Here is a 21631-nt window from a genome sequence, read left to right as displayed (position 1 = left end):
CTCATGGGCCCCCTGCTCGACGGCTACCACCGCTTCCGCGAGGAGACCTGGCCGCAGCAGCGCGCGCGGTTCGAGGAACTGGCTGCGCAGGGCCAGAAGCCGCACACCATGGTCATCGCCTGCTCCGACAGCCGGGTCGATCCGCAGATGATCTTCTCGGCCGGCCCGGGCGAGCTTTTCGTCGTGCGCAACGTCGCCAACCTGGTGCCGCCCTACATGCCCGACGCCGCCTTCCACGGCACCTCGGCCGCGGTGGAGTTCGCGGTGCGCGTGCTCGGCGTCGGACGCATCGTGGTGATGGGCCACGCGCTCTGCGGCGGCATCCGCGCCTTGCTGGAAGGCACGCCCGACCTGGCCAGCGACTTCGTCGCGGGGTGGATCCACATAGCCGACCGCGCCCGCTCCACCGCGCTCCGCTGCGACACGCCGGAAGCCGCGCAGGAAGCCTGCGAGCACGAGGCGATCCGCATCTCGATCGAAAACCTGCTGACCTTCCCCTGGGTCGCCGAGGCCGTGGCGGCGGGGAAGCTCCACCTGCGCGGCGCGCATTTCGGCGTCGCGACGGGCCGGTTGCTCGTCCTCGACCCGGAGACGGACGGCTTCTCCCCGGTCTGACCCCCCTGTCGCGGCGGGTGTGGAACGGATTGCGAGGATCGAGACATTCTGCGACAATCCCATTCTCCCGACATTGCCGGGCGCGGGAGATCCTTGTCGAACACGGGGGTCGCGCATGGCGCTCGAGGTCATCGGGCCGGGTTTCGGCCGCACAGGCACCGCTTCGCTGAAGCGGGCGCTGGAGAAGCTGGGCTTCGGCCCGTGTCACCACATGGAAGAGGTCTTCGCCAATCCGCCGCAGGCAGCGCATTGGGTGAAAATCGCGGCCAGGCAGGCCGTTGACTGGGACGCGGTCTTCGCGGGCTACCGCAGCCAGGTGGATTGGCCCGGCGCGCATGTCTGGCGCGAGCTCGCGGCGCACTATCCCAGGGCGAAGGTGGTGCTTTCCGTCCGGCCGGAGGAAGCGTGGTGGAAGAGCTTCTCCGCCACGATCGCCAAGCTGGTGGACGAACGCGCGAACTTCCCGCTGCCGCCGCATGTCGCGACCATGCTGCAGGCCGCCGGCGTCGAGATGATCGAGCGGCAGACCTTCGACGGCCGCATCACCGACAAGGCCAACGCCCTGGCTGCCTTCCGCCGGCGCACGGAAGAGGTGAAGGCCGCGATCCCCCCCGACCGCCTGCTGGTCTTCGACGTGGCGGAGGGGTGGGCGCCGCTCTGCCGGTTCCTCGGCGTCCCCATGCCGTCCGATCCCTTCCCGCGCGTCAACTCGACCGAGGATTTCTGGCCGATGGTGCGCGGTGAGAAGCCGCTGGACTGACGGCCAGGGCGCTCGAGGTCATCGGCCAGGCGGTGCCGATGCAGTGACCGAAGGCTCGCCTTCGGCCTCGTCAAGGAAGAGATTGGGCTTCAGGAAGAAGCCAAGCACCAGCGCACCCTTCGGCGCGCGGGCGACGTGCCGGCTGCCGGCGGGGCGCCAGACATAGTTGCCCGCGGTCACCTCGCCATCCTGGTCCACCAGGGAGCCTTCCAGGATGAAGGACTGCTCGAGCTCGACGTGGATGTGTTCGGGCAGCTCCGATCCCGGATCCCAGCGGAACAGCGCGGTGAAGCGGCCGGTCGCCTCGTCGCGATAGAGCGTCTTGATCGCGATGCCGGGAAAACGCGTCGGCACCCAGTCCAGCGCGTCCACCTCGACGATCCGCGACGACAGGTCGGCTTCGGACATGGGCGTCTCTCCTCCTCGCGGCGGCCGCGCGGATTCAAACGGACCCGGCGGCGGGCGGCGGGCAGAGCGCAGCATAGAGCCGAAGCAGCTCGAGCGTGTATGCCTCGATCGCCTCGGGCCCGAGATGCTCGTCGCAGAATGCGGTCCCCTGGTGGGCGACCGGCGGCGCGAGTCCAGGCAGACGCCGGCCGAGATCGATGACCGCGGTCGCCCCGGCGCGCGAGCGCCATCGCCCGAAGGGCAGGAGAGGGCATCATGCGCCGCGCGGGCCGTGCCGGAGCGCGCCCGGCAGCGGCGTCACGCGGCCCCTGGCTTCAGGCCCGCCCGTGGCAGTGCTTGTACTTCTTGCCCGACCCGCAGGGGCAGGGTGCGTTGCGCGGCGTTGCGGCCCAGGTCGAGGGGTCGTTCGCATCCACTGCGGCCGAGACCAGGGGCTGGCGTTGCGCCTGCGCCGCCGTGCCATAGGGCTGAGCGGGCTCGGCGCCCGCCAGTTCCAGCTCGCCCGCCACCGCGTTCTCCGGCGCGGGGTGGCGCATGTCGAGCACGCTCACGGGCTCGGGCATCGGCGGCGGGGCCGAAGGCGAGATCTCGATGCGCATCAGCACGCTCGTCACGCGCTCCCGCAGATCCTCGAGCATCGCGTTGAACAGGTTGAAGGCCTCGGACTTGTACTCGTTCAGCGGGTCGCGCTGGCCGTAGGCGCGCAGGCCGATGCCCTGGCGCAGGTGATCGAGCGACAGCAGGTGTTCCTTCCACACGGCGTCGAAGATCTGCAGCAGCAGCGACTTCTCTACCATGCGCATGAGCTCGGGGCCGATATTGGCGACGCGCGCGGCATAGGCCTCGTTCACCGCCTTCTCCAGACGTTCCCGCACCGCGGTCTCGTCGATGCCTTCCTCTCGCGCCCAGTCGGCGACGGGCAGGTCGAGGCCGAGGATGGTCAGCACCTTCTCCTGCAGGCCCTGGACGTCCCACTGCTCGGGGTAGGCGTTCTCCGGGATCGCCTTGTCCACCAGCGCGCCGATGGTCTCGTGGCGCATCTCCGCGATGGTCTCGGAGACGTCGTCGGCGTTCATGAAGGCGCGGCGCTGCGCATAGACCTCGCGCCGCTGGTTGTTCATGACGTCGTCGTATTTCAGCAGGTTCTTGCGGGTGTCGAAGTTGCGCGCCTCGACCTTCTTCTGCGCCTTCTCGAGCGCCTTGTTGATCCAGGGATGGACGATCGCCTCGCCTTCCTTGAGGCCGAGCTTCTGCAGCATCCCGCCCATGCGGTCGCTGCCGAAGATGCGCATGAGGTCGTCCTCGAGCGACAGGAAGAAGCGCGACTGCCCGGGATCGCCCTGGCGGCCCGACCGGCCGCGGAGCTGGTTGTCGATGCGCCGGCTCTCATGCCGCTCGGTGCCGATGACGAGGAGGCCGCCGGCCTCCTTCACCTTCGGGCGCACCGCCTCGACCTCCGCCTTGTGCCGCGCCAGCGCGCCTTCGTATTCCGGGCTGTCAGCGTTGCCTATCTCGGCGCGCGCCAGCATGTCGGCGTTGCCGCCGAGCTGGATGTCGGTGCCGCGGCCCGCCATGTTGGTCGCGATCGTCACCGCACCCGGCCGGCCGGCCTGGGCGATGATGCCGGCCTCCTGCTCGTGGTAGCGGGCGTTCAGCACCTGGTGCGGGATCTTCTTCTTCTTCAGCAGCGAGGCGATCAGCTCCGACTTCTCGATGCTGGTGGTGCCGACCAGGATGGGCTGGCCGCGGCCGCGCGCCTCCTCGATCAGGCCGATCACCGCATCGTACTTCTCCTGCGCGGAGCGGTAGACCTCGTCGTCGTTGTCGATGCGCGCGACGGCGACGTTGGTCGGGATCTCGACGACGTCGAGCTTGTAGATCTCCGCGAACTCGTCGGCCTCGGTCGACGCCGTGCCGGTCATGCCGGACAGCTTGGGATAGAGCCGGAAGTAGTTCTGGAAGGTGATGGAGGCGAGCGTCTGGTTCTCCGGCTGGACCGGCACGCCTTCCTTCGCCTCCAGCGCCTGGTGCAGGCCGTCGGAATAGCGCCGGCCTTCCATCATGCGGCCCGTGAATTCATCGATGATGATCACCTTGTCCTGGGTGACCCCGTATTCCGTGACGGCCTTGACGATGTAATCCACGTCCTTCGTGAACAGCACATGCGCGCGAAGCGACTGGTTGGCGTGGTGCACCAGCGAGACGTTGTGGATGTCGTAGAGCCCGCCCTCGGTCAGCAGCCCGGCCTCGCGCAGCATCTCCTCGAGCTTCTCGGTGCCGTCCTCGACCAGGTGGACGGTCTTGAACTTCTCGTCCTTCTCGAAGAGGGAGGTGTCCTTGACCAGGTCCTTCATCACCGCGTTGACGCGGTTGTAGAGGTCCGACGTGTCGTCCGTCGGGCCCGAGATGATCAGCGGCGTGCGGGCCTCGTCCACCAGGATGCTGTCGACCTCGTCGACGATGGCGTAGTTGAAATCGCGCTGGACCATCTCATCCAGGCGATACTTCATGTTGTCGCGGAGGTAGTCGAAGCCGAACTCGTTGTTCGTGCCGTAGGTCACGTCGGCGGCATAGGCCTCGCGGCGCTCCTGGTCGGTCAGGCCGTGCACGATCACGCCCGTGGTCAGGCCGAGGAAGCCATAGACCCGGCCCATCCATTCGGAGTCGCGCTTCGCGAGATAGTCGTTGACGGTGACGACATGCACGCCCTTGCCGGAAAGCGCGTTCAGGTAGACCGGCAGCGTCGCGACCAGGGTCTTGCCCTCGCCGGTCTTCATCTCCGCGATCTTGCCGTCGTGCAGGACCATGCCGCCGATCATCTGCACGTCGAAGTGGCGCAGGCCGAGCACGCGCTTCGCCGCCTCCCGCACCGTGGCGAAGGCCTCGGGCAGCAGGTCGTCCAGCGTCTCGCCTCTGGCCAGGCGGTCCTTGAACTCGGCGGTCCTGCCGCGCAGTGCCTCGTCCGACAGGGCGGCCATCTGGGGCTCGAGCGCGTTGATGGCCGGAACCCGGGCCTGGTAGCGCTTGACCACGCGGTCGTTCGAGGTGCCGATGAAGGCGCGGATGAGGCGTTGGAACATGTCGTCCTGTCGTCTCCGGCCGGGGCCGGTCGCGCGCCCCGGACGGGGCGGGGAAGGCGGTACGGGCAGCCGGGCATGGAGGCGCGGCGCCGGCGTCGCCGCGGCGGTCGAGAGATAGGCGCGGCCAGGGGGCGCGTCAACGCGACGGGCCCCGCGGGACAGCCTCGCCCTGCCTTGTAGGGGCGGGACGCATCCGCCATCTTCCGGCGCCCTCCGGAGTTACACCTTGATGCGCCGTCCGGCCCTGTTCCTTGCCGCCGCCCTGCTGCCGGCCAGCCCCGTCCTCGGCCAGGCGCCGGCGCCCGCTGCGCCGCCTGTCGCCGCGCCGCCCGCCGCCGCACCGCCCGCTGCCGCGCCGGCCGCCGACCCCGTGCTGGCCCGGGTGGACGGGCAGGACATCCGCCAGTCCGACCTGGACGCCGAGGCGCAGCGCCTACCGGATGAGCTGCGCTCGGTCCCGCCAGCGGTGCTCCAGCCGCTGCTGCTCGACCAGATCATCACGCAGAAGGCGATCGTCTCCGCGGCCCGCCGCGCCGGGCTGGATCGCGACCCCGCCGTGCAGGCCCGCATCCGCCGGGCCGAGGACGAGGCCCTGCAGCAGGCCCTCATCATCCGCGAGGTCCAGCCCCTGCTGACCGAGGAGGCGCTGCGCGCCCGCTACCAGCGCGAGGTCGCCAGCCGCCCGGTCGAGGACGAGATCCGCGCCCGCCACATCCTCGTGCCGACCGAGGCGGAGGCGCGCGCCGCGCTCGCCGAGGTGCGTCGTCCCGGCGCCGATTTCGCGGCCGTGGCGCGCCAGCGCTCCACCGGCCCGGGCTCGCGGGAGGGCGGGGATCTCGGCTTCTTCAAGCGCGGCGACATGATCCCGGAATTCGAGGCCGTGGCCTTTGCCCTGCAGCCCGGCCAGATCTCGGCCAATCCCGTGCGGACCCAGTTCGGCTGGCACGTGATCAAGGTGGAGGAGCGCCGTTCCATGGCGCCGCCCACCTTCGAGGAAAGCCGCGACCAGCTTCGCCAGCAGACCTTCGAGGAAGCGGTGAACCAGGCCGTCGACCGCATCCGGGCCGACGCGACCATCGAGCGTCTGGCCGGCGGCGAGGCCCCGGCCCGCCCGCCGAGCCCGCTGGACAACGCCGCCCCGCCGCCCCCGCCCCAGCAGCAGCGGCGGTAGATAAACCTCCCGCCCCGCTTCGCTTTTTCCACCCTCCCCCGCTTGCGGGGGAGGGCATGGAGGGGGCTTCATCCGCGCGCCCTCGTGACCTCCCACCCTGGACCTGCGCCCATGGCCTCCGGCAAGGACCTGCCCGTCTCCCCTCTCATGCTCCCGCTTCCCGAGCTGCCGCCCGTTCCGGGCGTCATGCTCGCGACCGGCGTTGCCGGCATCCGCTACAAGGCGCGCGAGGACGTCACCCTGATGACCTTCCCCGCCGGCACGACCGTCGCGGGGGTCTTCACCAGGAACAAGTGCCCCGGCGCGCCGGTGGATTGGTGCCGCGCCGCGCTGAAGGGCGGCAAGGCGCGCGCCCTGGTGGTCACCGCCGGCAATTCCAACGTCTTCACCGGCAAGGCCGGCCGCGAGACCTGCCGTCAGACCGCCGACGCGATGGCGAAGCTCGCGGGCTGCAAGCCGATCGAGGTCTTCCTCGCCTCCACCGGCGTGATCGGCGAGAAGCTGCCGACGGAGAAGCTGACCGCGGCGCTGCCCGGCGTGCAGGCGGCGCTCCGCGCCGATCTCTGGCCCCATGCCGCGCGCGCCATCATGACGACCGACACCTTCCCCAAGGGCGCCACGCGCACCGCGAGGATCGGTGACGCCACCGTGACGGTCAGCGGCATCGCCAAGGGCAGCGGCATGATCGCGCCGGACATGGCGACGATGCTGTGCTTCCTGGCCACCGACGCGAAGGTCCCGGCCGGCGCGCTGCAGGCCATCCTGAAGAAGGGCACGGACCGCAGCTTCAATTGCGTCACCGTCGATTCCGACACGTCCACGTCGGACACCGTGCTGCTCTTCGCGACCGGCGCGACGAAGCATCCGCGCGTCCCGGCCGAGGGCGGTGCGATGCTGCGCGACTTCGCCCGCGCGGTGAACGAGGTGCTGATGGACTTGGCTCTCATGGTCGCGCGCGACGGCGAGGGCGCCCAAAAGCTCATCGAGATCAACGTCGCCGGGGCGGTCAGCGCGCGATCGGCGCATCGCATTGCCATGACAATCGCCAACTCGCCTCTGGTGAAGACCGCGGTCGCCGGCGAGGACGCGAATTGGGGCCGCATCGTCATGGCCGTCGGCAAGGCCGGCGAGCCGGCCGACCGCGACCGCCTGTCGGTGGCCGTCGGCGGCACCTGGATGGCACGGGAAGGGGAGATCGTGCCGGGCTACGACGAAGGCCCCGTGGTCGCGCACATGAAGGGGCGGGAGGTCCGCATCGACGTCGACCTCGGCCTCGGCAACGGCAAGGCGCGGGTGTGGACCTGCGACCTCACCCACGGCTACATCGACATCAACGGGGCCTATCGCAGCTAGCCCGCGATCGCTCTGAGTGGGCACGCCGCAGGCGGGCGACACGAAGGGCGTGAATCGCCGGGTCCAACGGGCGGCCGGCCCCGCCGTCGTCGTGGAAGGCTGCCATGGTCAGGCTGGTGCCGGTGATCCTGCTGCTTGCCCTCGCGGCCTGCGCGAACCGGGGCATCCCCGCCAACCAGAGCTCCGAGCGGCCGGACTGGCTGCCGGTCCAGCCCGACCACTACGACCGCTATCCCGCGCCCGAGGACTGGAACCAGGCGAAGCGCCGGCCGGCCGAAGCCCCGCCGCGGCGGGGCTGATCGCCCTCGCCGGCGCGTCGTTCCGCGCCGACAATGCATCGTCGCGACTCGGGAAGACGGATGCGCCACCGGAGAAGCCTGCTCGGCCTGGCCTGCGCCGCCGCCCTGCCGGGTTGCGTCGTCGTCGAAGCGCGGCCAGGGCCGCCGGCCGCTCCTGCGCCGCCGCCGCCCGAGATCGGCAGCCTGGCGGCCTACGCCACCGTGCAGGCGGTGGAGCCCGCGATGCGCCTGGTGCGGCTTGGCACGGCGGGTGGCGGCGTCTTCGACATGACCTTCCCGGACGGCCGCAACCTCGCGCGGCTCCGGCCCGGCATGACGGTGATCGCGGAATACGACGCGGCCGGCCGCCCCCTGATCGCGACCAGCCTGGGCGCGGCGCGCGAAGCGGCGCCCGGTCGCATCCGCGGCATGCTGGCCGAGGTGCTCGATGGCGGCGCTTTCCTGGTGCTTGTCGGGCCCGATCGGGTGCCGCGAACCGTCGCGGTGCCCAGCCAGACGATGATGGCCTTCGCAACCCGGCTCGGCACCGGCGCCGAGGTCGCGGTGACCCTGCTCTCGTTCTGATCGCGCCGCGGCGTGGCGCGCTGAGCGCAGCGCGCGGCAATCGACCGCGACCGCGCGGGCCGCCGCCTTACCCCCGTGCCGGCCATCCGGTATGACGGCGCACGCCAGGGGCGGGATTCGCGCCGCGGCGAGGCATCTGCATTGACGGGGCGGATTTGTCCTGACCGATACGCACGACCCGCTCGCCCCCCCGCCCTTCGAGGCGCTGCGCACCGAGCGCCTGACGCTCCGCCCGCTGCGCGCCGCGGATGCCGCCGACCTCCACCGCCTGGTCAACGACTGGGAAGTCGCCAAGACGCTCGCCCGCGTGCCCTTCCCCTATCCGCGCGAACTCGCGGATGAGTGGATCGCCTCCACCCATGCGATGATGGAGGAAGGCCGCGCCTGGCACCTGGCGATCGTCGGCGTCGAGGCGGCCGGCACCGCGGAGGAGAAGGAGGTCCTGGTCGGCTGCGTCGGCCTGACGCTCGACGCTGGTGCGAAGCAGGCTGAGCTCGGCTACTGGGTCGGACGGAGATTCTGGGGCCACGGGGTGGGGCCGGAGGCCGCGGCGCGGCTCTCGCGCTGGGCGCTCGCGCATCTCGACATCCGGAAGCTGGTCGCTTCCGCCCTGCTGGAGAACGCGCGCAGCCGGAAGCTGCTCGCGCGCATCGGCTTCCGCGAAATCGGCGAGGGCGCGCAGGACTTCCTCTCGCGTGGCGGCGCCATGCCGGTCGCGCTGTTCGAGATGACGCGCGCCGACCTGCCGGCGAATGCCCCGCCGCCCGCGCCCGCCGCCCCCGTGCGGGAGGCGGCGCCGGAGGGCAAGCGCATCGTGCTCGTCTCCGCCGTGGCGCTCATCGACGGGGATGGCCGCGTCCTGCTGGCCCGCCGGCCCGAGGGCAAGGCGCTGGCCGGCCTCTGGGAGTTTCCGGGCGGCAAGGTGCATCCCGGCGAGACGCCGGAGGTCGCGCTGATCCGCGAGCTGAAGGAGGAGCTGGCGATTGACGTCGCGGAAAGCTGCCTCGCCCCCTTCGCCTTCGCCTCCCACGGCTACGAGAATTTCCACCTGCTGATGCCGCTGTTCCTTTGCCGCCGATGGTCGGGCCAGCCGACGCCGGTGGAGGGCCAGGCGCTGGCCTGGGTGCGCCCGCAGAAGCTGGCGGACTATCCGATGCCGCCGGCGGACAAGCCGCTGGTCGCGCTGCTCAGGGATTTCCTGTAACCTTCGGCGCAGACACGGAGGGCCGATGACACAGCGGAACCCAACCGCCTGCCTGCTCGTGATCGGCAACGAGGTGCTCTCGGGCCGCACGCGCGACGCCAACATCCAGTTCCTCGCGACCCGTCTCGGCGCGATCGGCATCCCGCTGCGCGAGGTCCGTGTCATCCCCGACGTCCGTGCGACGATCGTCGCGACGGTGAACGAGGTGCGCGCCAGGTTCGACCACGTCTTCACCACGGGCGGGATCGGCCCCACCCATGACGACATCACGAGCGAATGCATCGCCGAGGCCTTCGGCGTGCCATGGGAGCCCCACCCGGAGGCCTGGGGGCGGCTCGAGCGGCACTACAAGCCCGGCGAGTTCAACGCCGCGCGCCAGCGCATGGCGACCATGCCGCGCGGCGCGGAACTGATCGACAACGCGATCTCCATCGCCCCGGGCTTCACCATCGGCAACGTCCATGTGCTGGCCGGCGTCCCGCGCATCATGCAGGCGATGTTCGAGAGCCTGGCGCCGAGCCTGCAGGGCGGCCCGCCCATCGCGTCGCGCACCGTGCACGCCGACGGCGTGATGGAAGGCCGGATCGCGGAGGGGCTGGCGGCGATCCAGGCGCGCTGGCCGGCGCTCGATATCGGCAGCTACCCCTATTACCGCATGGGCGGCGGGGGCGTCGCGCTGGTGGCGAAGGGCGCCGACGCCGAGGCGGCCGAGGCTGCGGCGCGCGACATCACCACGCTGCTGCGTGCGGTCGGCGGCAAGCCCGTGCAGGGCGAGCCGCCGGTCTGACGCTTCCCGAGGGGGTAGGCCGCCGGGAGTGCTCTATGCCTCGAACCTCGCCAGGCGGACCGCGGTATGTCCGCGCATCGCGCGGGGGCTCGGCATCACGAGCAGGCAGTCGTCATGCGGCGTGCGGATCTCGATCTCGCCGTCGAGTGCGATCAGCGTGTTGCGCCGGGCGATCACGTCACCGCCGCGGAACTCCCGCAGGAAGGCGAAGTCGCTGCCCTGCGCGGTCACGGTCCGCGTCACCCTGGCGATCCGGCCGGGCGGCGTCGGCAGGTTGGGCGGCAACGGCGCGCCCGGCTCGGCCATGTCGAGGCCGCGCAGCAGCCGTGCCGCCGTCACCTCCATCTGCGCCAGCGTCTCGGGCTGCCAATGCGGCCCGGCCTCGACCAGCAGCGCGCTCGCGCCGCCAGCGAAGCGCGCATGGTCGATCATGCGCATCCCCGCCGCATGGCCTTCGTCGCACACCACGACGGCCGGCGTCCCGAGCATCCGCCCGAGCTCCCGCGCCGCGCCAGGCCCCGCGATCATCAGCGGATCCGACGGCCAGAGCATGGAATGCAGGTCGAGCAGCACGTCGGCGTCGCGCACCAGCGGCAGCAGCGCCCGCGCGCGGTCCAGCTCCACCGACCGGCGCGATCCCGCCAGCATGTCCTCGGCCCAGACGCGGTTCAGATCCTCGTCCACGAAGCGGCTCGCCGTGGGATCGGCGCGGTCGAAGCGCTCGAAGGCCGCGAGGTTGGCGAAGCACAGCGTCAGCCGCCCCCGCCGGGGGCGCACGCCTTCCGCGAGCCAGCGCGCCAGCAGCAGCGCGCCCGCGATCTCGTTGCCATGCACAAGCGCGGTGACGAGGAGATGCGGTCCCGGCATCGCCGAGGCGAAGCTCCAGGCGCCCTCGATGCCGGTGTTCCCCTGCCGCCAGGCCGCGACGTCGGGCAGCGGCAGCCGCACCTCCAGCCGCGGCGGCGCCAGCGGTACGGGGACCTCCGGCAGCATGTCAGGCGTCACGACGCGGGGACGCGCGCGGCATATGCCGCGTCGGCCCTTCCGTTGCGTCGCGTCTCGCCCGCATCCCGCGTGCTCCCGTGCTACGGCAGTGTAGCCCGCGGCGACCGGGGCGCAATCCGTGTCCCGGTCAGCGTGACGCGCGCGCCTGCGAGACCATGCGCTCGAGCTGCGCCAGTTCGAGAGCGCCGGGCACGAGCTGCGCCGCATTCGCATCGGGTCCGATCACCAGCGCCGGCGTGCCGTCCACGCCGAGCGCCTGCGCCAGGCGCAGATTGGCCTCGATGCGCTGCGCTATCGTGGGGTCGTCCATGTCGCGCCGCAGCCGGTTCCAGTCCAGGCCCACGCGCTGCGCCTGTTCGCGCAGCACGGCCTCCGTCGGTTCGCCGCGCAGCGCTATCAGCGCGTCGTAGTAGGCGGCGTAGCGGCCCTGCCGGTGGGCGGCCAGCAGCGCGCGTGCCGCGACCACGCTGCTCGGCCCCAGGATCGGCAGGTCCTTCATCACGACCCGGATGTTCGGGTCGCGCCGCAGCAGCGCGTCCATCGCGGGCTGCATCTGCTTGCAATACGGGCAGCGCGCGTCGAAGAACTCGACGATCGTGACGTCTCCGCGCGGGTTGCCGCGCACGGGGTCGGCGGCGTCCGAGAAGAGCGCGCCGGCATTGGCCCGGATCGCGTCCCGCTGCGCCCCCGCCCGCGCGCGCTGGTCCGCCGCGTCGAGTCCCGTCAGGGCTTCGCGCAGGATGGACGGGTCCTCGCGCAGCGCGCGGCGGAGGATCTCCACGATCTCCGATCGCTGCGCCTCGGTGAAGGCGGATTGCGCCGCGGCCGGGACGGCCATCGGCAGCAGGACGAGCAGGAGCAGCAGGGCGGGGAGCTTGCGCATGCCGTGGTCATGTGGGCTCCCGCGCGCGGGCGCAAGGCCCGCGCCGGCGTGGGCGCGCCGGGGGGCGCGGTTGCCCGCTCCTCCGGATGCGGTTATCCCCGCGATCTGGACGTGCGTGAGGCGACCCGGCCGCCCGGCGGGCGTGCGCGGCGCCGGGTGCGAGGGCAGGGGCAGGATGGGGCGCAGCGCGCATAGCAACGGCCGGCATGGCAGCGGCCGGGCCACGGGCACGCGACGGCGCCTGGTCCCGGCGGCCGGCCTCGCGCTGATGCTGGCCCTGCCGGGCTGCAGCACCATCAACAGCGCCACCACCGCCGTCGGCAATTTCCTCGGCGGCAGTTCCGGCCCGCCGGCCGGCGCCGAGGGCTTCGTCCGCGGCTTCCTCGGCTATGTCGTGGCGGAGGAGCCCCGTGCGGCGCTGGCGGCCCGCAACGTGCTCTCGGCCGGCGGCACGGCGGCGGATGCCGCCGCCGCGGCGGGCTTCATGATGACGGTCACGCTGCCCTCCCGGGCCGGGCTTGGCGGGGGCGGGGCCTGCCTGATGTTCAACCCGCGCCGCGCCGGCACGGAGGCGATCGTCTTCCCCCCCGGCGCGCGGTCGAGCGTGCCGGCCGATGCGGATCGCCCTGCCGCGGTGCCGATGATGGCGCGCGGGCTCTTCCTGCTGCACACCCGCGGCGGGCGGCTCCCCTTCGAGCAGGCGGTCGGCCCGGCCGAGCAGGCCGCGCGCTTCGGCGTGGAGGTCAGCAACGCGCTGGCCACCGACCTCGCCGCGGTCGCCGGCCCGCTGTTCGCCGACCCCTGGTCGCAGGCGATCTTCGCCGGGCCGAACGGCCAGCCGCTGACCACCGGTGCCCGGCTGGTGCAGGGCGACCTGGCCGCGACCTTCGCGACGCTGCGCACCTCGGGCATCGGCGACATGTACCAGGGCGGCCTGGCGCGGCGGCTCGAGGAGACCTCGGCCACGGCCGGCGGCGGGCTGACGGTGGCCGATCTCCGCGCCTCGGTCGGCCAGGTCGTCGCGCCGCAGCAGGTGCGTGTCGGCAACGACGTCGTGTCCTTCCTGTCCGCCACCGATCGCGGCGCGGCGGCCGCGGCCTTCAACGATGGCAACCCGCAGGCCGGTCCCGCCGGCGGGGCCACGCTGCCGGCCTCGACCGGACTGGTCGCAGTGGACCGGGAAGGCATGGCGGTGTCCTGCGCCTTCACCATGAACAACCTTTTCGGCACCGGGCGCGTCGCGCCGGGGACGGGCATGGTGCTGGCCGCGGCGCCGAATATCGGCCGCGTCACGCCGCCGCTGCTGTCGGCGGCGGTCGCGCACAACGCCAATCTCCGCGCCTTCCGTGCCGCCGTCGCGGGCAGCGGGCAGGAGATGGCGGCGGCAGCCGTCGCGGTGCCGATGGCCGCCATGCTGCGCGGCCAGGACGCCACCAACGCCGTGCGCGCCGTCCCGGAACCCGGCCGCGCCGTCGCGGTGGGCTGCCTGCGCTACCTCCCCGGCGCGCCGGAGGCCTGCGCCGCCTCGGCCGATCCGCGCGGGTCGGGGCTGGCCGTCGGCTCCGATCGCTGATGGCGCTCAAGGTCGGGCGCGGCGCGGCGGCGCCGCCCTTCCTCGTGATGGACGTGATCGCCGCCGCCAATGCGCGCGCGGCGTCGCTGCCGCCCGGCGCGTATCCCGATTCCCTGGGCATCCTCCGCATGGAGGTCGGCCAGCCCGGCACCGGCGCGCCGCGCGGGGCGGCCGAGGCCGCGATCCGCGCACTGCAGGCCGGCGCGCCGATGGGCTACACCGAGGCGCTCGGCATCGCCTCGCTGCGCGCGCGCATCGCGCGGCATTACGCCGAGAAATACGGCGTCGCGGTCGCGAAATCGCGCATCGCCGTGACGGTCGGCGCCTCGGGCGCCTTCCCGCTGGCCTTCCTCGCGGCCTTTGATCCGGGCGATCGCGTCGCCATGGCCTCGCCCTTCTACCCGCCCTACGCCAATATACTGACCGCGCTCGGGATGGTGCCGCAGCTGCTGCCCTGCGATGCCTCGACGCGGTTCCAGCCCACCATGGCGATGCTGGAGAAGCTGGATCCCCGCCCTGCGGGGCTGATCGTGGCGAGCCCGTCCAACCCCGCCGGCACCATGCTGCCGCCCGAGGACTTGTCGGCCATCGCGCGCTGGTGCCACGCGAGCGGTGTGCGGCTGATCTCGGACGAGATCTACCACGGCCTGACCTGGGGCACCGTCGCGGAGAGCACGGCCGCTTCCTTCAGCGACAGCGCCGTCGTGGTGAACAGCTTCAGCAAGTATTTCAGCATGACGGGCTGGCGCATCGGATGGCTGGTCCTGCCCGAGGACCTGGTGCGCCCGGTCGAATGCCTGGCGCAGAACATGTTCATCTCCGCACCCCATGTCGCGCAGGTCGCCGCCGAGGCGGCCTTTGACTGCACGGAGGAGCTGGAGGCCAACAAGGCGTCCTATGCGCGGTCCCGCGCGGCGCTGCTGGCGGGCCTGCCCGCCGCCGGCTTCGACCGCATCGCGCAGGCCGACGGCGCCTTCTATCTCTGGTGCGACATCGGCGCGCTGACGAACGACAGCGCCGGCTTCTGCGCGCGCATGCTGGAAGGCGCGGGGATCGCGGCGACGACAGGCTCCGATTTCGACCGGGAGCGCGGCGCCCGTTTCATGCGCTTCAGCTATTGCGGGCGGGAAGCCGAGATCGTGCAGGCGCCGGCGCGGCTCAGGGCATGGCTCGGCAGGTAGCGCCGCCCCAACGCCACCATCCCTCGTGCAGTGCTGCTGCCGCGCGCGCCGCTTCCTCCGGGGTGGCGAAGATCCCGAAGCAGGTCGCGCCCGAACCGCTGATCCGTGCGAGCAGGCAGCCCGGCTGCGCGGCGATCGCGGCCAGCACCTCGGCGATCGTCGGGCAGAGCGAGATCGCGGCGTCCTGCAGGTCGTTGCCGAGCGGGCGCAGCCAGTCCGCGAGCGCGGCGGCATCCGCGATCCGCGCGGGCATCTCCAACGGCGCCGAGAAATCGCCGCGCCGCGCCCGGAAGACCGAGGGTGTCGGCAGCGCGATGCGCGGGTTCGCCAGCAGCAGGCCGAAGGGCGGCAGCGGCGGCGGGTCGGACAGGATCTCGCCGATGCCCTGCATGCGCACCGCGCGGCTTTCCACGCAGACCGGGACGTCGGCGCCGAGCGTGGCCGCGACCGCGCGCAGCCCATCGGTCCCGCAGCGCGTGCCCCAGAGCGCATCCAGCGCGCGCAACGCCGCGGCGGCGTCTGCCGATCCGCCGCCGATCCCCGACGCGATCGGCAGATGCTTGTCGAGCGTGATCGCCGCACCCTCCGTGGCGCCCGTCGCGGCGGCCAGCGCGCGCGCGGCGCGGAGCACGAGGTTGTCGGGCTCGGCCTGCAGCGCTTTGGCTTCCGGGCCGGTCAGCGCCAGGGTCAGCGCCTCCTGCGGCGTCGCCGCGATCACATCGCCGGCTTCGGCGAAGACGGCGAGGCTGTCGAGCAGGTGGTAGCCATCCGCGCGCCGGCCGGTGACGCGGAGATAGAGGTTGACCTTGGCCGGGGCGGGCTGAGTGATCACGCGGGGCAGCGAGATCGCTCAGTCACTCCGCTGCGCTGTGGCGGAGGGCGGCGTCGGAAGGCCGTTGCGCAGCTTCGCCTCGATCTTCGGGATGTCGGCGTCCTCGGGGTCGGCGCGGAGCGCGCGCAGCCATTGGAAGCGCGCCTCGTTGCGCCGGCCGACCGCCCAGTAGACGTCGCCGAGGTGATCGAGGATCACCGCGTTGCGCGGCTCGAGCTCGACCGCGCGCTCCATCCAGCGCACCGCGCCGGGCATGTCGCCCAGCTTGAACAGCGCCCAGCCCAGGCTGTCCACGATGTTGCCGTCGTTGGGCCGCAGCTCCACGGCGCGTTCCAGCATGCGCCGCGCTTCCTGCAGGTTCGTGCCGCGCTCGACCCATGTGTAGGCGAGGTAGTTCATGACATAGGGCTGCTCGGGCGAGAGCTGCAGCGCGCGCTGGAAGTCGGCCTCGGCCCGCGCCCAGCGCCCGGCGCGGTCGTTGGCGATCCCCCGGGCATAGAGCAGCGGCCAGACATCGGTCGCCGGCGCCTGCACGCGATCATAGGCCTGGTCGTAGGCGTCCGCCGCGTCGGAATAGCGCCCGCGCTGGCGCAGGATGTCGCCGAGCCGGGCATAGGATTGCGGCGCCTCCGGCACGGCGCGCGCCAGTTCGCGCAGCAGCCGCTCGGCGTCCTCCGTCCGTTCGCTGCGATCGAGCAGCTGCGCGCGGCGCAGCGCGGCGACGCGGGAGACGGGATCGCCGGCGGGGATCGTCTCCAACACCGCCATCGCCGTCTCGGGATGGCGCTGGTCGGCATACATCTCGGCGATCAGCAGCAGGGTCGGCGGGAAGTTCGGGCGCAGGCGCAGCGACAGCCGCGCCAGGATCAGCCCGGGCTCGCCATTCGCCTGCCCGCGCAGCGCGGCGGCGAGCGAGAGCTCGGCCTCCGCGATGCCCTCGACAGCTGAGGACACGCCGCGCTGCGCGAAGAGCGCGCGGCGCGCGGCCTCCGTCGTGCCGAGGATTCCGAAATCGCCGAGGCCCCGGCCGAGCTGTTCGGCGAGGCGCAGCGCCTCCTGCTCACGCGCGTTGCGCGCCAGGACGCCGCCGGCGAGCTGGATCAGGCGCAGCGAGACCTCGGGCGATTCCGCCAGCGCCATGCGGGCATAGCGCTCGGCGTCGCGGCCGCGGCCGGCCTGGTCCAGGATCAGGGCGAGATGGAGCGCGTGGATGCCGCGCAGCCGCCCGCCTTCGGCCAGCGGGCGCAGCACCGCGACGGCCTGGTCGGTCTGGCCCTTGCCCTGCAGGGTCCAGGCCAGCAGCAGGGGCTGCAGCAGCGCCGCCGGCCCCTGGCGCGGCAGGGCGCGGATGCGCTGCTCTGCCCGGTCCCAGCGGCCGGCCTGCGCTTCCGATCCGACCAGGAGGAGTTGCGCCGCCTGGTTGTCGGGCAGGCGCCGGGCCAGCTGCAGCGCTTCGGGCCGGCCATCCAGCAGCGCCGCGACGAAGGCGCGGGTGACGATCTCGGGCTGCTCGGGATCGAGGCGCAGCGCCTCGATCATCCGGTCGGCGGCGGTCGCGGTGTCGGTCTCGGTCTGCGCGAAGCGGCCCGCGAGGTAGGGCCCGAACACGCCGGGCGGCTCGGTCGTGGTAGCCGCACCGGGCGCGGTGGCGGGGGCGGGCGCGCCGGCCGCGGCGCAGGCCGAGAGCAGGGCCGCCGCCAGCAGCAGCGCGCGACGGGGAGGGAACGGGCGTGACATGCCGCGACCCTAGCAAAGCCCGCGCCCGCCGCGCCATGCGCGCGGCGGCACGTCGTTGGGATTCAGCCGGGCAGGGAGGGCGCCTTGACCGGCCCGTGCAGCAGGCCTTCCGCCCAATCCGCCATGCGCAGCGCCGCATCGGTCGGCGCTTCCGGCCGGACCAGCGGCTGGTTGCGCAGGCCGGATGCCGCGGCGTCGGCGAAGCCGAGCAGGCGGGCGACCGCCTCGGCCAGGCCCGGCTTGGGGTCGGGCGTCAGGCGCGCGATCTCCGACATCGCCGCGGCCAGGGCGGCCTGGGTGACCATCAGTTCGGCCCGCATCTCGACCACCGTGGCCGAGAGCCGCTTCAACTCGTCCTGTTCCGTCCGACCCGACATCTCACGCTCCTGTGATCGGAGGACAGGGTGACGTGCGCGAGCGAAACGGTCCATCGCCTTGTCTGTCTCGAAAGGTCGCGGCGGTTCCGTGCGCTTTCCCGCGTGATCCTCGTGAATCCGCATTCACGACCTCGACATCCCCGTTCATGATGTCGCCGCCGGACATCGAATTCGCTCACGGAGGAGACTTCATGCGTCGCTTGCTGGTTGCCGCGCTTGCCTTGGCGGCGGGCCTGGTTGCGGGGGTGCTGACGCCGGGCCAGGCACAGGCGCAGAACCGTTTCTGGCTGGTCAACGACACCGGCCGCGTGATCGAGCGCGCGTTCGTCTCCTCCTCCCGCGTGTCGGATTGGGGTCCGGACATCCTGGGCGCGGGCGTGTTGCCGCCCGGCAACCGGGTCTGGGTGACGCCCAATTTCGGGGATTGCGTGCTGGACATCCGCGTCACCTATCAGGGCGGCGGCGAGGAGAGCCGGATGGCGGTGAACGCCTGCGGCCTGTCGCAGATCGTCTTCGGCCGCGGTGGCGCCGGGGCGGGGGCGACGCTCGGCGGCGGCGCGGGGGCGACGATCAGCCCGGGCCGGGGCAACCCGTCCTTCGTTTTCACCAATGGCAGCGGCGCGACGATCCGCGAGGTCTATGTCTCGCTGGCGACCGAGAACAACTGGGGGCCGGACCGGCTGGGCGCCAACACGCTCGCGCCTGGCCAGCGGCTCCAGGTCGCGCTGCCCGCCGTCGGCGTCTGCCAGGTGGACATGCGCGTGGTCTACATGAACGGCGCCGCCCAGGAGCGCCGCCGCATCGAGACCTGCAGCATCAACGAGTTCGTCTGGCGCTGACGGCGCCGGACCGGCCCCTGCCCCGGCCCTCCCCCGCAACGGCGGGGGAGGGAGAAGGAGGGCGGCGAGGTCTCACCCTTCCCGCAGCTTCCGCGCTTTCAGCGCCGCCGGGCGGTCGAGGCAGGCATCGAGCCACGCCTTCGCCTTGGGATACGGCGCATAGTCGAAGCCGTTCATCCAGGAGCCGTAGAGCACCGCCGCCAGGTTGCAGTCCGCGATGGTGAAGTGCTTGCCGGTCAGGTACGGCCCACCGGCGGCCAGGTGCTTCTCCAGCACGGCCAGGCGCTGGCCGAGCGCCTCGGCGTTGGCCCTGGCGGCGGCGGCGTCGCGCTTCTCGGCCGCCAGGATATAGGTGTTGTAGGCCCATTGCTGGTGCACGGGCTCGATCTCGGTCGCGGCCCAGAGCGTCCATTGCAGGACGCGCGACGCGTCGTTGCCGACCGGCATCAGCGGCGCGCCGGCCTTGTCGGCGATGTGCAGGTTGATCGCCAGGCTCTCGAACAGCGTCAGCGCGCCGTCCTGCAAGGCCGGGATCTTCCCGTTCGGATTGACCTTAAGGACCTCGGGCTTGTGCTCGGCGCCGAAGCCGACGGGCACGATTTCATAGGGCAGGCCGGCTTCCTCGGCCGCCCAGATGCAGCGGAAGGCGCGGCTTCGCGCGATGCCGTGGATCTTCAGCATGGATGTCTCCGTTCCCCTTGGGATGGAAAACGGAGTCGCGCGATTCGCCTCTCGCGTCCAGATCAGGCCAGCGGATCGCCCGTCTCCGGAACGAGGTTCGCGGCGCGGATGCCGGCCACGGCGCAGACCTCGTCCTTGTCGGACGCGTCGCCCGAAACGCCGACCGCGCCGAGCACGACGCCCTGGTCGTCCTTCACCAGCACGCCCCCGGGGACGGGCACCGCACGGCCGCCGGTCAGGTCCGACAGCGCGTTCATGAAGCCCGCCATCGCCTGCGACCGCCGCGCGAGCTCCCGCCCCGCCAGGCCCATCGCCAGGCACCCATTCGCCTTGCCCCAGGCGATATCCTCTCGCGCAAGGCTCGCCCCGTCCTCGCGATAGGCCGCCTTCAGCTTGCCCGCGCCGTCCAGCACCACGACGGTCAGCGGCGCCAGGCCGAGCTCGCGGCCCTTGGCAAGCGTTGCATCCGCGATGGTGCGCGCGGCGGCCAGCGTCAGGCCGTGCCGGAAGCCGGCGGGCGAGGCGTGGGGCATGGATCGGATCTCCCTTGTGGTGCGCGCCCCTCTGCCCGCCGGCGCGCCGCGCGTCTAGGCTTCCCGCCATGCCACGCCCCGCCCGCCGCATGCCCCGCCCCGCCGCGATGATCGTGGCCCCGCAGCCCGAGGCCGTGGAGGCCGGCGCGGAGGCGCTGGCCGCCGGCGGATCGGCGCTGGACGCGGTCCTGGCCTGTGCGCTGACCCAGGGCGTGGTGGATCCCATGATGTGCGGGCTCGCGGGGCTCGGCGTGCTGACGCTGTTCGACCCGAGGACCGGCGGGACGACGGTGCTGGACGCGCTGTCCACCTGCCCCGCGGCGGCGACGCCGACGATGTGGGTGGACCGCTACCTCGGCGAATGCAGCGACGGCTATGGCTACCGGCTGCGCGACGCCGTGAACGAGATCGGGCATGGCGCGGTCACCACGCCCGGCATCCTGCGCCTGATGGACCTCGTGCATCGCCGCTGGGGGAGGCTGCCCTGGCGCGGGCTGTTCGACGCCGCCGTCGGGCATGCCGAGGGCGGCTGGGCGATCCGGCCGCATGTCCATTACATGTTCACCGCTGATGAGGCCGCCTATGGCCGCCTGTCGATGCTCGACAAGCTGGCCTTCACCGCGGAAGGCCGCGCGCTCTATCTCCGCGAGGACGGCACGCCGAAGCGGCCGGGCGAGGCCGTGCGCAACCCCGCCATGGCTGCGACGCTGCGCGCGGTGGCGGAGGGCGGCGCCGAGGCCTTCCACGACGGCCCGATCGCGGAGGTCATCGCAAAGGGCATGGCCGCCCATGGCGGGCTGCTGTCGCGCGCCGACCTCGCGGGCTTCCGCGTGACCGAGACGGCACCGCTGCGCATCGCCTTCCGGGGCTTCAGCATCGCCGTGCCGCCGCCGCCGACGGGCGGCATCGTGGTGGCGGAGGCGCTGACGATCCTGTCGCGTTTCGACCTCGCCGCCATGGGCCACAACAGCGCCGAGTTCATCCGCGTCGTGACCGGCGCGATGCGCATCGCGCTGGCGGATCGCGAGGCGCATATCGGCGACCCCGTGCTGCACCCGCCGCCGCTGCGCGAACTCCTGTCCGACGACTACGCGGATGCCTGCGCCGATCGCATCCGCCGCGGCGAGACCGCCCGCGCGCTGACGCTTTCCGGCGAGCCGCGCGACACCACCACGATCTCCGCCGTGGATGCCGACGGGATGGTCGCAACGATGACGCATACGCTGGGGATTCCGTCCGGCGTCATCCCGCCGGGCACCGGTATCATGCTGAACGGCGCCATGAACTGGTACGATCCGCGGCCCGGCCGTCCGGGTTCTATCGCGCCGGGGTCGAAGCGCTTCTCCTCCATGGCGCCGCTGATGGTCTTCGACGGCGAGAAGCCTGTCGTCACGCTCGGCGCGCCGGGCGGCGCCTGGATCGGCGTCGCATTGATCCAGGTGCTGCTCAACCTGCTGGAATTCGGGATGGGGATGCAGGAGGCCGTGCAGGCGCCGCGCTTCTCCGCCACCACGCCGGCGATCGATGTCTCCAACCGCATCCCGCGCCGCGTCACGGCGGAGCTGGAACGGAGGGGCCACGAGGTGAAGCGCAGCGCCTTCTCCTATCCCTTTGCCGCGCCGCATGGAATCGCGCTGTGGGACGGCAGGCTGGAGGGCGGCGCCGATCCGCAACGCGACGGCATGGCGCTGGCGGTGGAACGGAACGCCGGCTGAACCCTCCCGAAGTCGTCATCCTGCCCGGCGTTCC

Annotated in this window: 21 protein-coding genes; 12 read left to right on the top strand and 9 right to left on the bottom strand. The window is 72.4% G+C overall.

All coding sequences use genetic code 11. The features are described 5' to 3' along the window. Window positions 1-3 precede the first annotated feature (3 nt). Together ACLF3M_RS20585 and ACLF3M_RS20580 are read left to right on the top strand one after the other, a co-directional pair. A complete protein-coding gene (locus ACLF3M_RS20585) occupies window positions 4-615 on the top strand; it encodes a carbonic anhydrase (protein WP_430658852.1) in 612 nt (203 codons plus the stop codon). Between the two features lie 115 nt (window positions 616-730). Beyond that, complete coding sequence (locus ACLF3M_RS20580; protein ID WP_430658851.1) at window positions 731-1375, top strand: sulfotransferase family protein; 645 nt, start codon at window positions 731-733, stop codon at window positions 1373-1375. A gap of 18 nt (window positions 1376-1393) precedes the next feature. Here ACLF3M_RS20580 and ACLF3M_RS20575 read toward each other — a convergent pair whose 3' ends face one another. After that, entirely contained in the window at window positions 1394-1783 is a 390-nt protein-coding gene (locus ACLF3M_RS20575; protein WP_430658850.1) for a cupin domain-containing protein, read from the bottom strand. Window positions 1784-2097: 314 nt separating this feature from the next. Next, window positions 2098-4863, bottom strand: coding sequence for a preprotein translocase subunit SecA (gene secA / locus ACLF3M_RS20570; RefSeq protein WP_430658849.1), 2766 nt, complete (start codon window positions 4861-4863; stop codon window positions 2098-2100). 229 nt (window positions 4864-5092) lie between these two features. On the opposite strand from secA, the gene ACLF3M_RS20565 reads away from it, so the two are divergent. The 6 genes from ACLF3M_RS20565 (at window position 5093) to ACLF3M_RS20540 (ending at window position 10241) form a co-directional block, all read left to right on the top strand. Further along, window positions 5093-6034 (top strand): peptidylprolyl isomerase, encoded by a 942-nt coding sequence (locus tag ACLF3M_RS20565; protein WP_430658848.1) that lies wholly within the window; start codon window positions 5093-5095, stop codon window positions 6032-6034. Between the two features lie 147 nt (window positions 6035-6181). Beyond that, a complete protein-coding gene (gene argJ / locus ACLF3M_RS20560; protein ID WP_430658847.1) occupies window positions 6182-7387 on the top strand; it encodes a bifunctional glutamate N-acetyltransferase/amino-acid acetyltransferase ArgJ in 1206 nt (401 codons plus the stop codon). Between the two features lie 104 nt (window positions 7388-7491). Next, complete coding sequence (locus tag ACLF3M_RS20555; RefSeq protein WP_430658846.1) at window positions 7492-7686, top strand: hypothetical protein; 195 nt, start codon at window positions 7492-7494, stop codon at window positions 7684-7686. Between the two features lie 60 nt (window positions 7687-7746). Next, the gene (locus ACLF3M_RS20550; protein WP_430658845.1) at window positions 7747-8250 is read left to right on the top strand and encodes a hypothetical protein; all 504 of its coding nucleotides are present in this window, start codon (window positions 7747-7749) and stop codon (window positions 8248-8250) included. A 205-nt stretch (window positions 8251-8455) separates the two neighbouring features. Next, a complete protein-coding gene (locus tag ACLF3M_RS20545) occupies window positions 8456-9454 on the top strand; it encodes a bifunctional GNAT family N-acetyltransferase/(deoxy)nucleoside triphosphate pyrophosphohydrolase (RefSeq protein WP_430658898.1) in 999 nt (332 codons plus the stop codon). 25 nt (window positions 9455-9479) lie between these two features. Further along, on the top strand, window positions 9480-10241 hold the full coding sequence (locus ACLF3M_RS20540; protein ID WP_430658844.1) for a competence/damage-inducible protein A: 762 nt from the start codon (window positions 9480-9482) through the stop codon (window positions 10239-10241). 33 nt (window positions 10242-10274) lie between these two features. Here ACLF3M_RS20540 and ACLF3M_RS20535 read toward each other — a convergent pair whose 3' ends face one another. Then, on the bottom strand, window positions 10275-11246 hold the full coding sequence (locus ACLF3M_RS20535; protein ID WP_430658843.1) for a peptidase M14: 972 nt from the start codon (window positions 11244-11246) through the stop codon (window positions 10275-10277). Between the two features lie 127 nt (window positions 11247-11373). Next, window positions 11374-12129, bottom strand: coding sequence for a DsbA family protein (locus tag ACLF3M_RS20530; RefSeq protein ID WP_430658842.1), 756 nt, complete (start codon window positions 12127-12129; stop codon window positions 11374-11376). Between the two features lie 175 nt (window positions 12130-12304). Between ACLF3M_RS20530 and ACLF3M_RS20525 the strand changes: the two genes are divergently transcribed. Then, window positions 12305-13702, top strand: a complete 1398-nt coding sequence (locus ACLF3M_RS20525; protein WP_430658841.1) for a gamma-glutamyltransferase — start codon at window positions 12305-12307, stop codon at window positions 13700-13702. Beyond that, window positions 13702-14883, top strand: coding sequence for a pyridoxal phosphate-dependent aminotransferase (locus tag ACLF3M_RS20520; protein ID WP_430658840.1), 1182 nt, complete (start codon window positions 13702-13704; stop codon window positions 14881-14883). The genes ACLF3M_RS20525 and ACLF3M_RS20520 overlap by 1 nt, the downstream gene beginning before the upstream one ends. Here ACLF3M_RS20520 and ACLF3M_RS20515 read toward each other — a convergent pair. From ACLF3M_RS20515 to ACLF3M_RS20505, 3 genes are all read right to left on the bottom strand, one after another. Then, window positions 14861-15724: a 4-(cytidine 5'-diphospho)-2-C-methyl-D-erythritol kinase gene (locus tag ACLF3M_RS20515; RefSeq protein ID WP_430658897.1), complete on the bottom strand. Its 864-nt coding sequence runs from the start codon at window positions 15722-15724 to the stop codon at window positions 14861-14863. The two genes, ACLF3M_RS20520 and ACLF3M_RS20515, sit on opposite strands and share 23 nt — an antisense overlap. A 9-nt stretch (window positions 15725-15733) precedes the next feature. Further along, complete coding sequence (locus tag ACLF3M_RS20510) at window positions 15734-17452, bottom strand: tetratricopeptide repeat protein (RefSeq protein ID WP_430658839.1); 1719 nt, start codon at window positions 17450-17452, stop codon at window positions 15734-15736. A 62-nt stretch (window positions 17453-17514) separates the two neighbouring features. After that, window positions 17515-17829, bottom strand: a complete 315-nt coding sequence (locus ACLF3M_RS20505) for a hypothetical protein (protein ID WP_430658838.1) — start codon at window positions 17827-17829, stop codon at window positions 17515-17517. 191 nt (window positions 17830-18020) lie between these two features. Between ACLF3M_RS20505 and ACLF3M_RS20500 the strand changes: the two genes are divergently transcribed. Next, the gene (locus ACLF3M_RS20500; RefSeq protein WP_430658837.1) at window positions 18021-18668 is read left to right on the top strand and encodes a Tat pathway signal protein; all 648 of its coding nucleotides are present in this window, start codon (window positions 18021-18023) and stop codon (window positions 18666-18668) included. A 72-nt stretch (window positions 18669-18740) separates the two neighbouring features. Here ACLF3M_RS20500 and ACLF3M_RS20495 read toward each other — a convergent pair whose 3' ends face one another. Together ACLF3M_RS20495 and ACLF3M_RS20490 are read right to left on the bottom strand one after the other, a co-directional pair. Further along, a complete protein-coding gene (locus ACLF3M_RS20495; RefSeq protein WP_430658836.1) occupies window positions 18741-19349 on the bottom strand; it encodes a glutathione S-transferase family protein in 609 nt (202 codons plus the stop codon). A gap of 62 nt (window positions 19350-19411) precedes the next feature. Continuing rightward, entirely contained in the window at window positions 19412-19882 is a 471-nt protein-coding gene (locus ACLF3M_RS20490; protein WP_430658835.1) for a GlcG/HbpS family heme-binding protein, read from the bottom strand. A gap of 68 nt (window positions 19883-19950) precedes the next feature. Between ACLF3M_RS20490 and ACLF3M_RS20485 the strand changes: the two genes are divergently transcribed. Then, window positions 19951-21597, top strand: coding sequence for a gamma-glutamyltransferase family protein (locus ACLF3M_RS20485; protein ID WP_430658834.1), 1647 nt, complete (start codon window positions 19951-19953; stop codon window positions 21595-21597). The last annotated feature ends 34 nt before the right edge of the window (window positions 21598-21631 follow it).

This window comes from Falsiroseomonas sp. HW251 (assembly GCF_050563545.1).
In the GTDB taxonomy this organism is placed as follows: domain Bacteria; phylum Pseudomonadota; class Alphaproteobacteria; order Acetobacterales; family Acetobacteraceae; genus Falsiroseomonas.
This window is presented reverse-complemented; position numbering and strand designations above follow the sequence as displayed.

Excerpts from the sequence above, each read along its gene's own strand:
- ACLF3M_RS20565 (WP_430658848.1), top strand. The coding sequence starts at position 5,093 with ATGCGCCGTCCGGCCCTGTTCCTTGCCGCCGCCCTGCTGCCGGCCAGC.
- ACLF3M_RS20575 (WP_430658850.1), bottom strand. The coding sequence starts at position 1,783 with ATGTCCGAAGCCGACCTGTCGTCGCGGATCGTCGAGGTGGACGCGCTG.
- ACLF3M_RS20520 (WP_430658840.1), top strand. The coding sequence starts at position 13,702 with ATGGCGCTCAAGGTCGGGCGCGGCGCGGCGGCGCCGCCCTTCCTCGTG.
- ACLF3M_RS20490 (WP_430658835.1), bottom strand. The coding sequence starts at position 19,882 with ATGCCCCACGCCTCGCCCGCCGGCTTCCGGCACGGCCTGACGCTGGCC.
- ACLF3M_RS20540 (WP_430658844.1), top strand. The coding sequence starts at position 9,480 with ATGACACAGCGGAACCCAACCGCCTGCCTGCTCGTGATCGGCAACGAG.
- ACLF3M_RS20580 (WP_430658851.1), top strand. The coding sequence starts at position 731 with ATGGCGCTCGAGGTCATCGGGCCGGGTTTCGGCCGCACAGGCACCGCT.
- ACLF3M_RS20555 (WP_430658846.1), top strand. The coding sequence starts at position 7,492 with ATGGTCAGGCTGGTGCCGGTGATCCTGCTGCTTGCCCTCGCGGCCTGC.
- ACLF3M_RS20510 (WP_430658839.1), bottom strand. The coding sequence starts at position 17,452 with ATGTCACGCCCGTTCCCTCCCCGTCGCGCGCTGCTGCTGGCGGCGGCC.
- ACLF3M_RS20530 (WP_430658842.1), bottom strand. The coding sequence starts at position 12,129 with ATGCGCAAGCTCCCCGCCCTGCTGCTCCTGCTCGTCCTGCTGCCGATG.
- ACLF3M_RS20585 (WP_430658852.1), top strand. The coding sequence starts at position 4 with ATGGGCCCCCTGCTCGACGGCTACCACCGCTTCCGCGAGGAGACCTGG.
- ACLF3M_RS20495 (WP_430658836.1), bottom strand. The coding sequence starts at position 19,349 with ATGCTGAAGATCCACGGCATCGCGCGAAGCCGCGCCTTCCGCTGCATC.
- ACLF3M_RS20485 (WP_430658834.1), top strand. The coding sequence starts at position 19,951 with ATGCCACGCCCCGCCCGCCGCATGCCCCGCCCCGCCGCGATGATCGTG.
- argJ (WP_430658847.1), top strand. The coding sequence starts at position 6,182 with ATGCTCCCGCTTCCCGAGCTGCCGCCCGTTCCGGGCGTCATGCTCGCG.
- ACLF3M_RS20505 (WP_430658838.1), bottom strand. The coding sequence starts at position 17,829 with ATGTCGGGTCGGACGGAACAGGACGAGTTGAAGCGGCTCTCGGCCACG.
- ACLF3M_RS20525 (WP_430658841.1), top strand. The coding sequence starts at position 12,305 with ATGGGGCGCAGCGCGCATAGCAACGGCCGGCATGGCAGCGGCCGGGCC.
- secA (WP_430658849.1), bottom strand. The coding sequence starts at position 4,863 with ATGTTCCAACGCCTCATCCGCGCCTTCATCGGCACCTCGAACGACCGC.
- ACLF3M_RS20500 (WP_430658837.1), top strand. The coding sequence starts at position 18,021 with ATGCGTCGCTTGCTGGTTGCCGCGCTTGCCTTGGCGGCGGGCCTGGTT.
- ACLF3M_RS20550 (WP_430658845.1), top strand. The coding sequence starts at position 7,747 with ATGCGCCACCGGAGAAGCCTGCTCGGCCTGGCCTGCGCCGCCGCCCTG.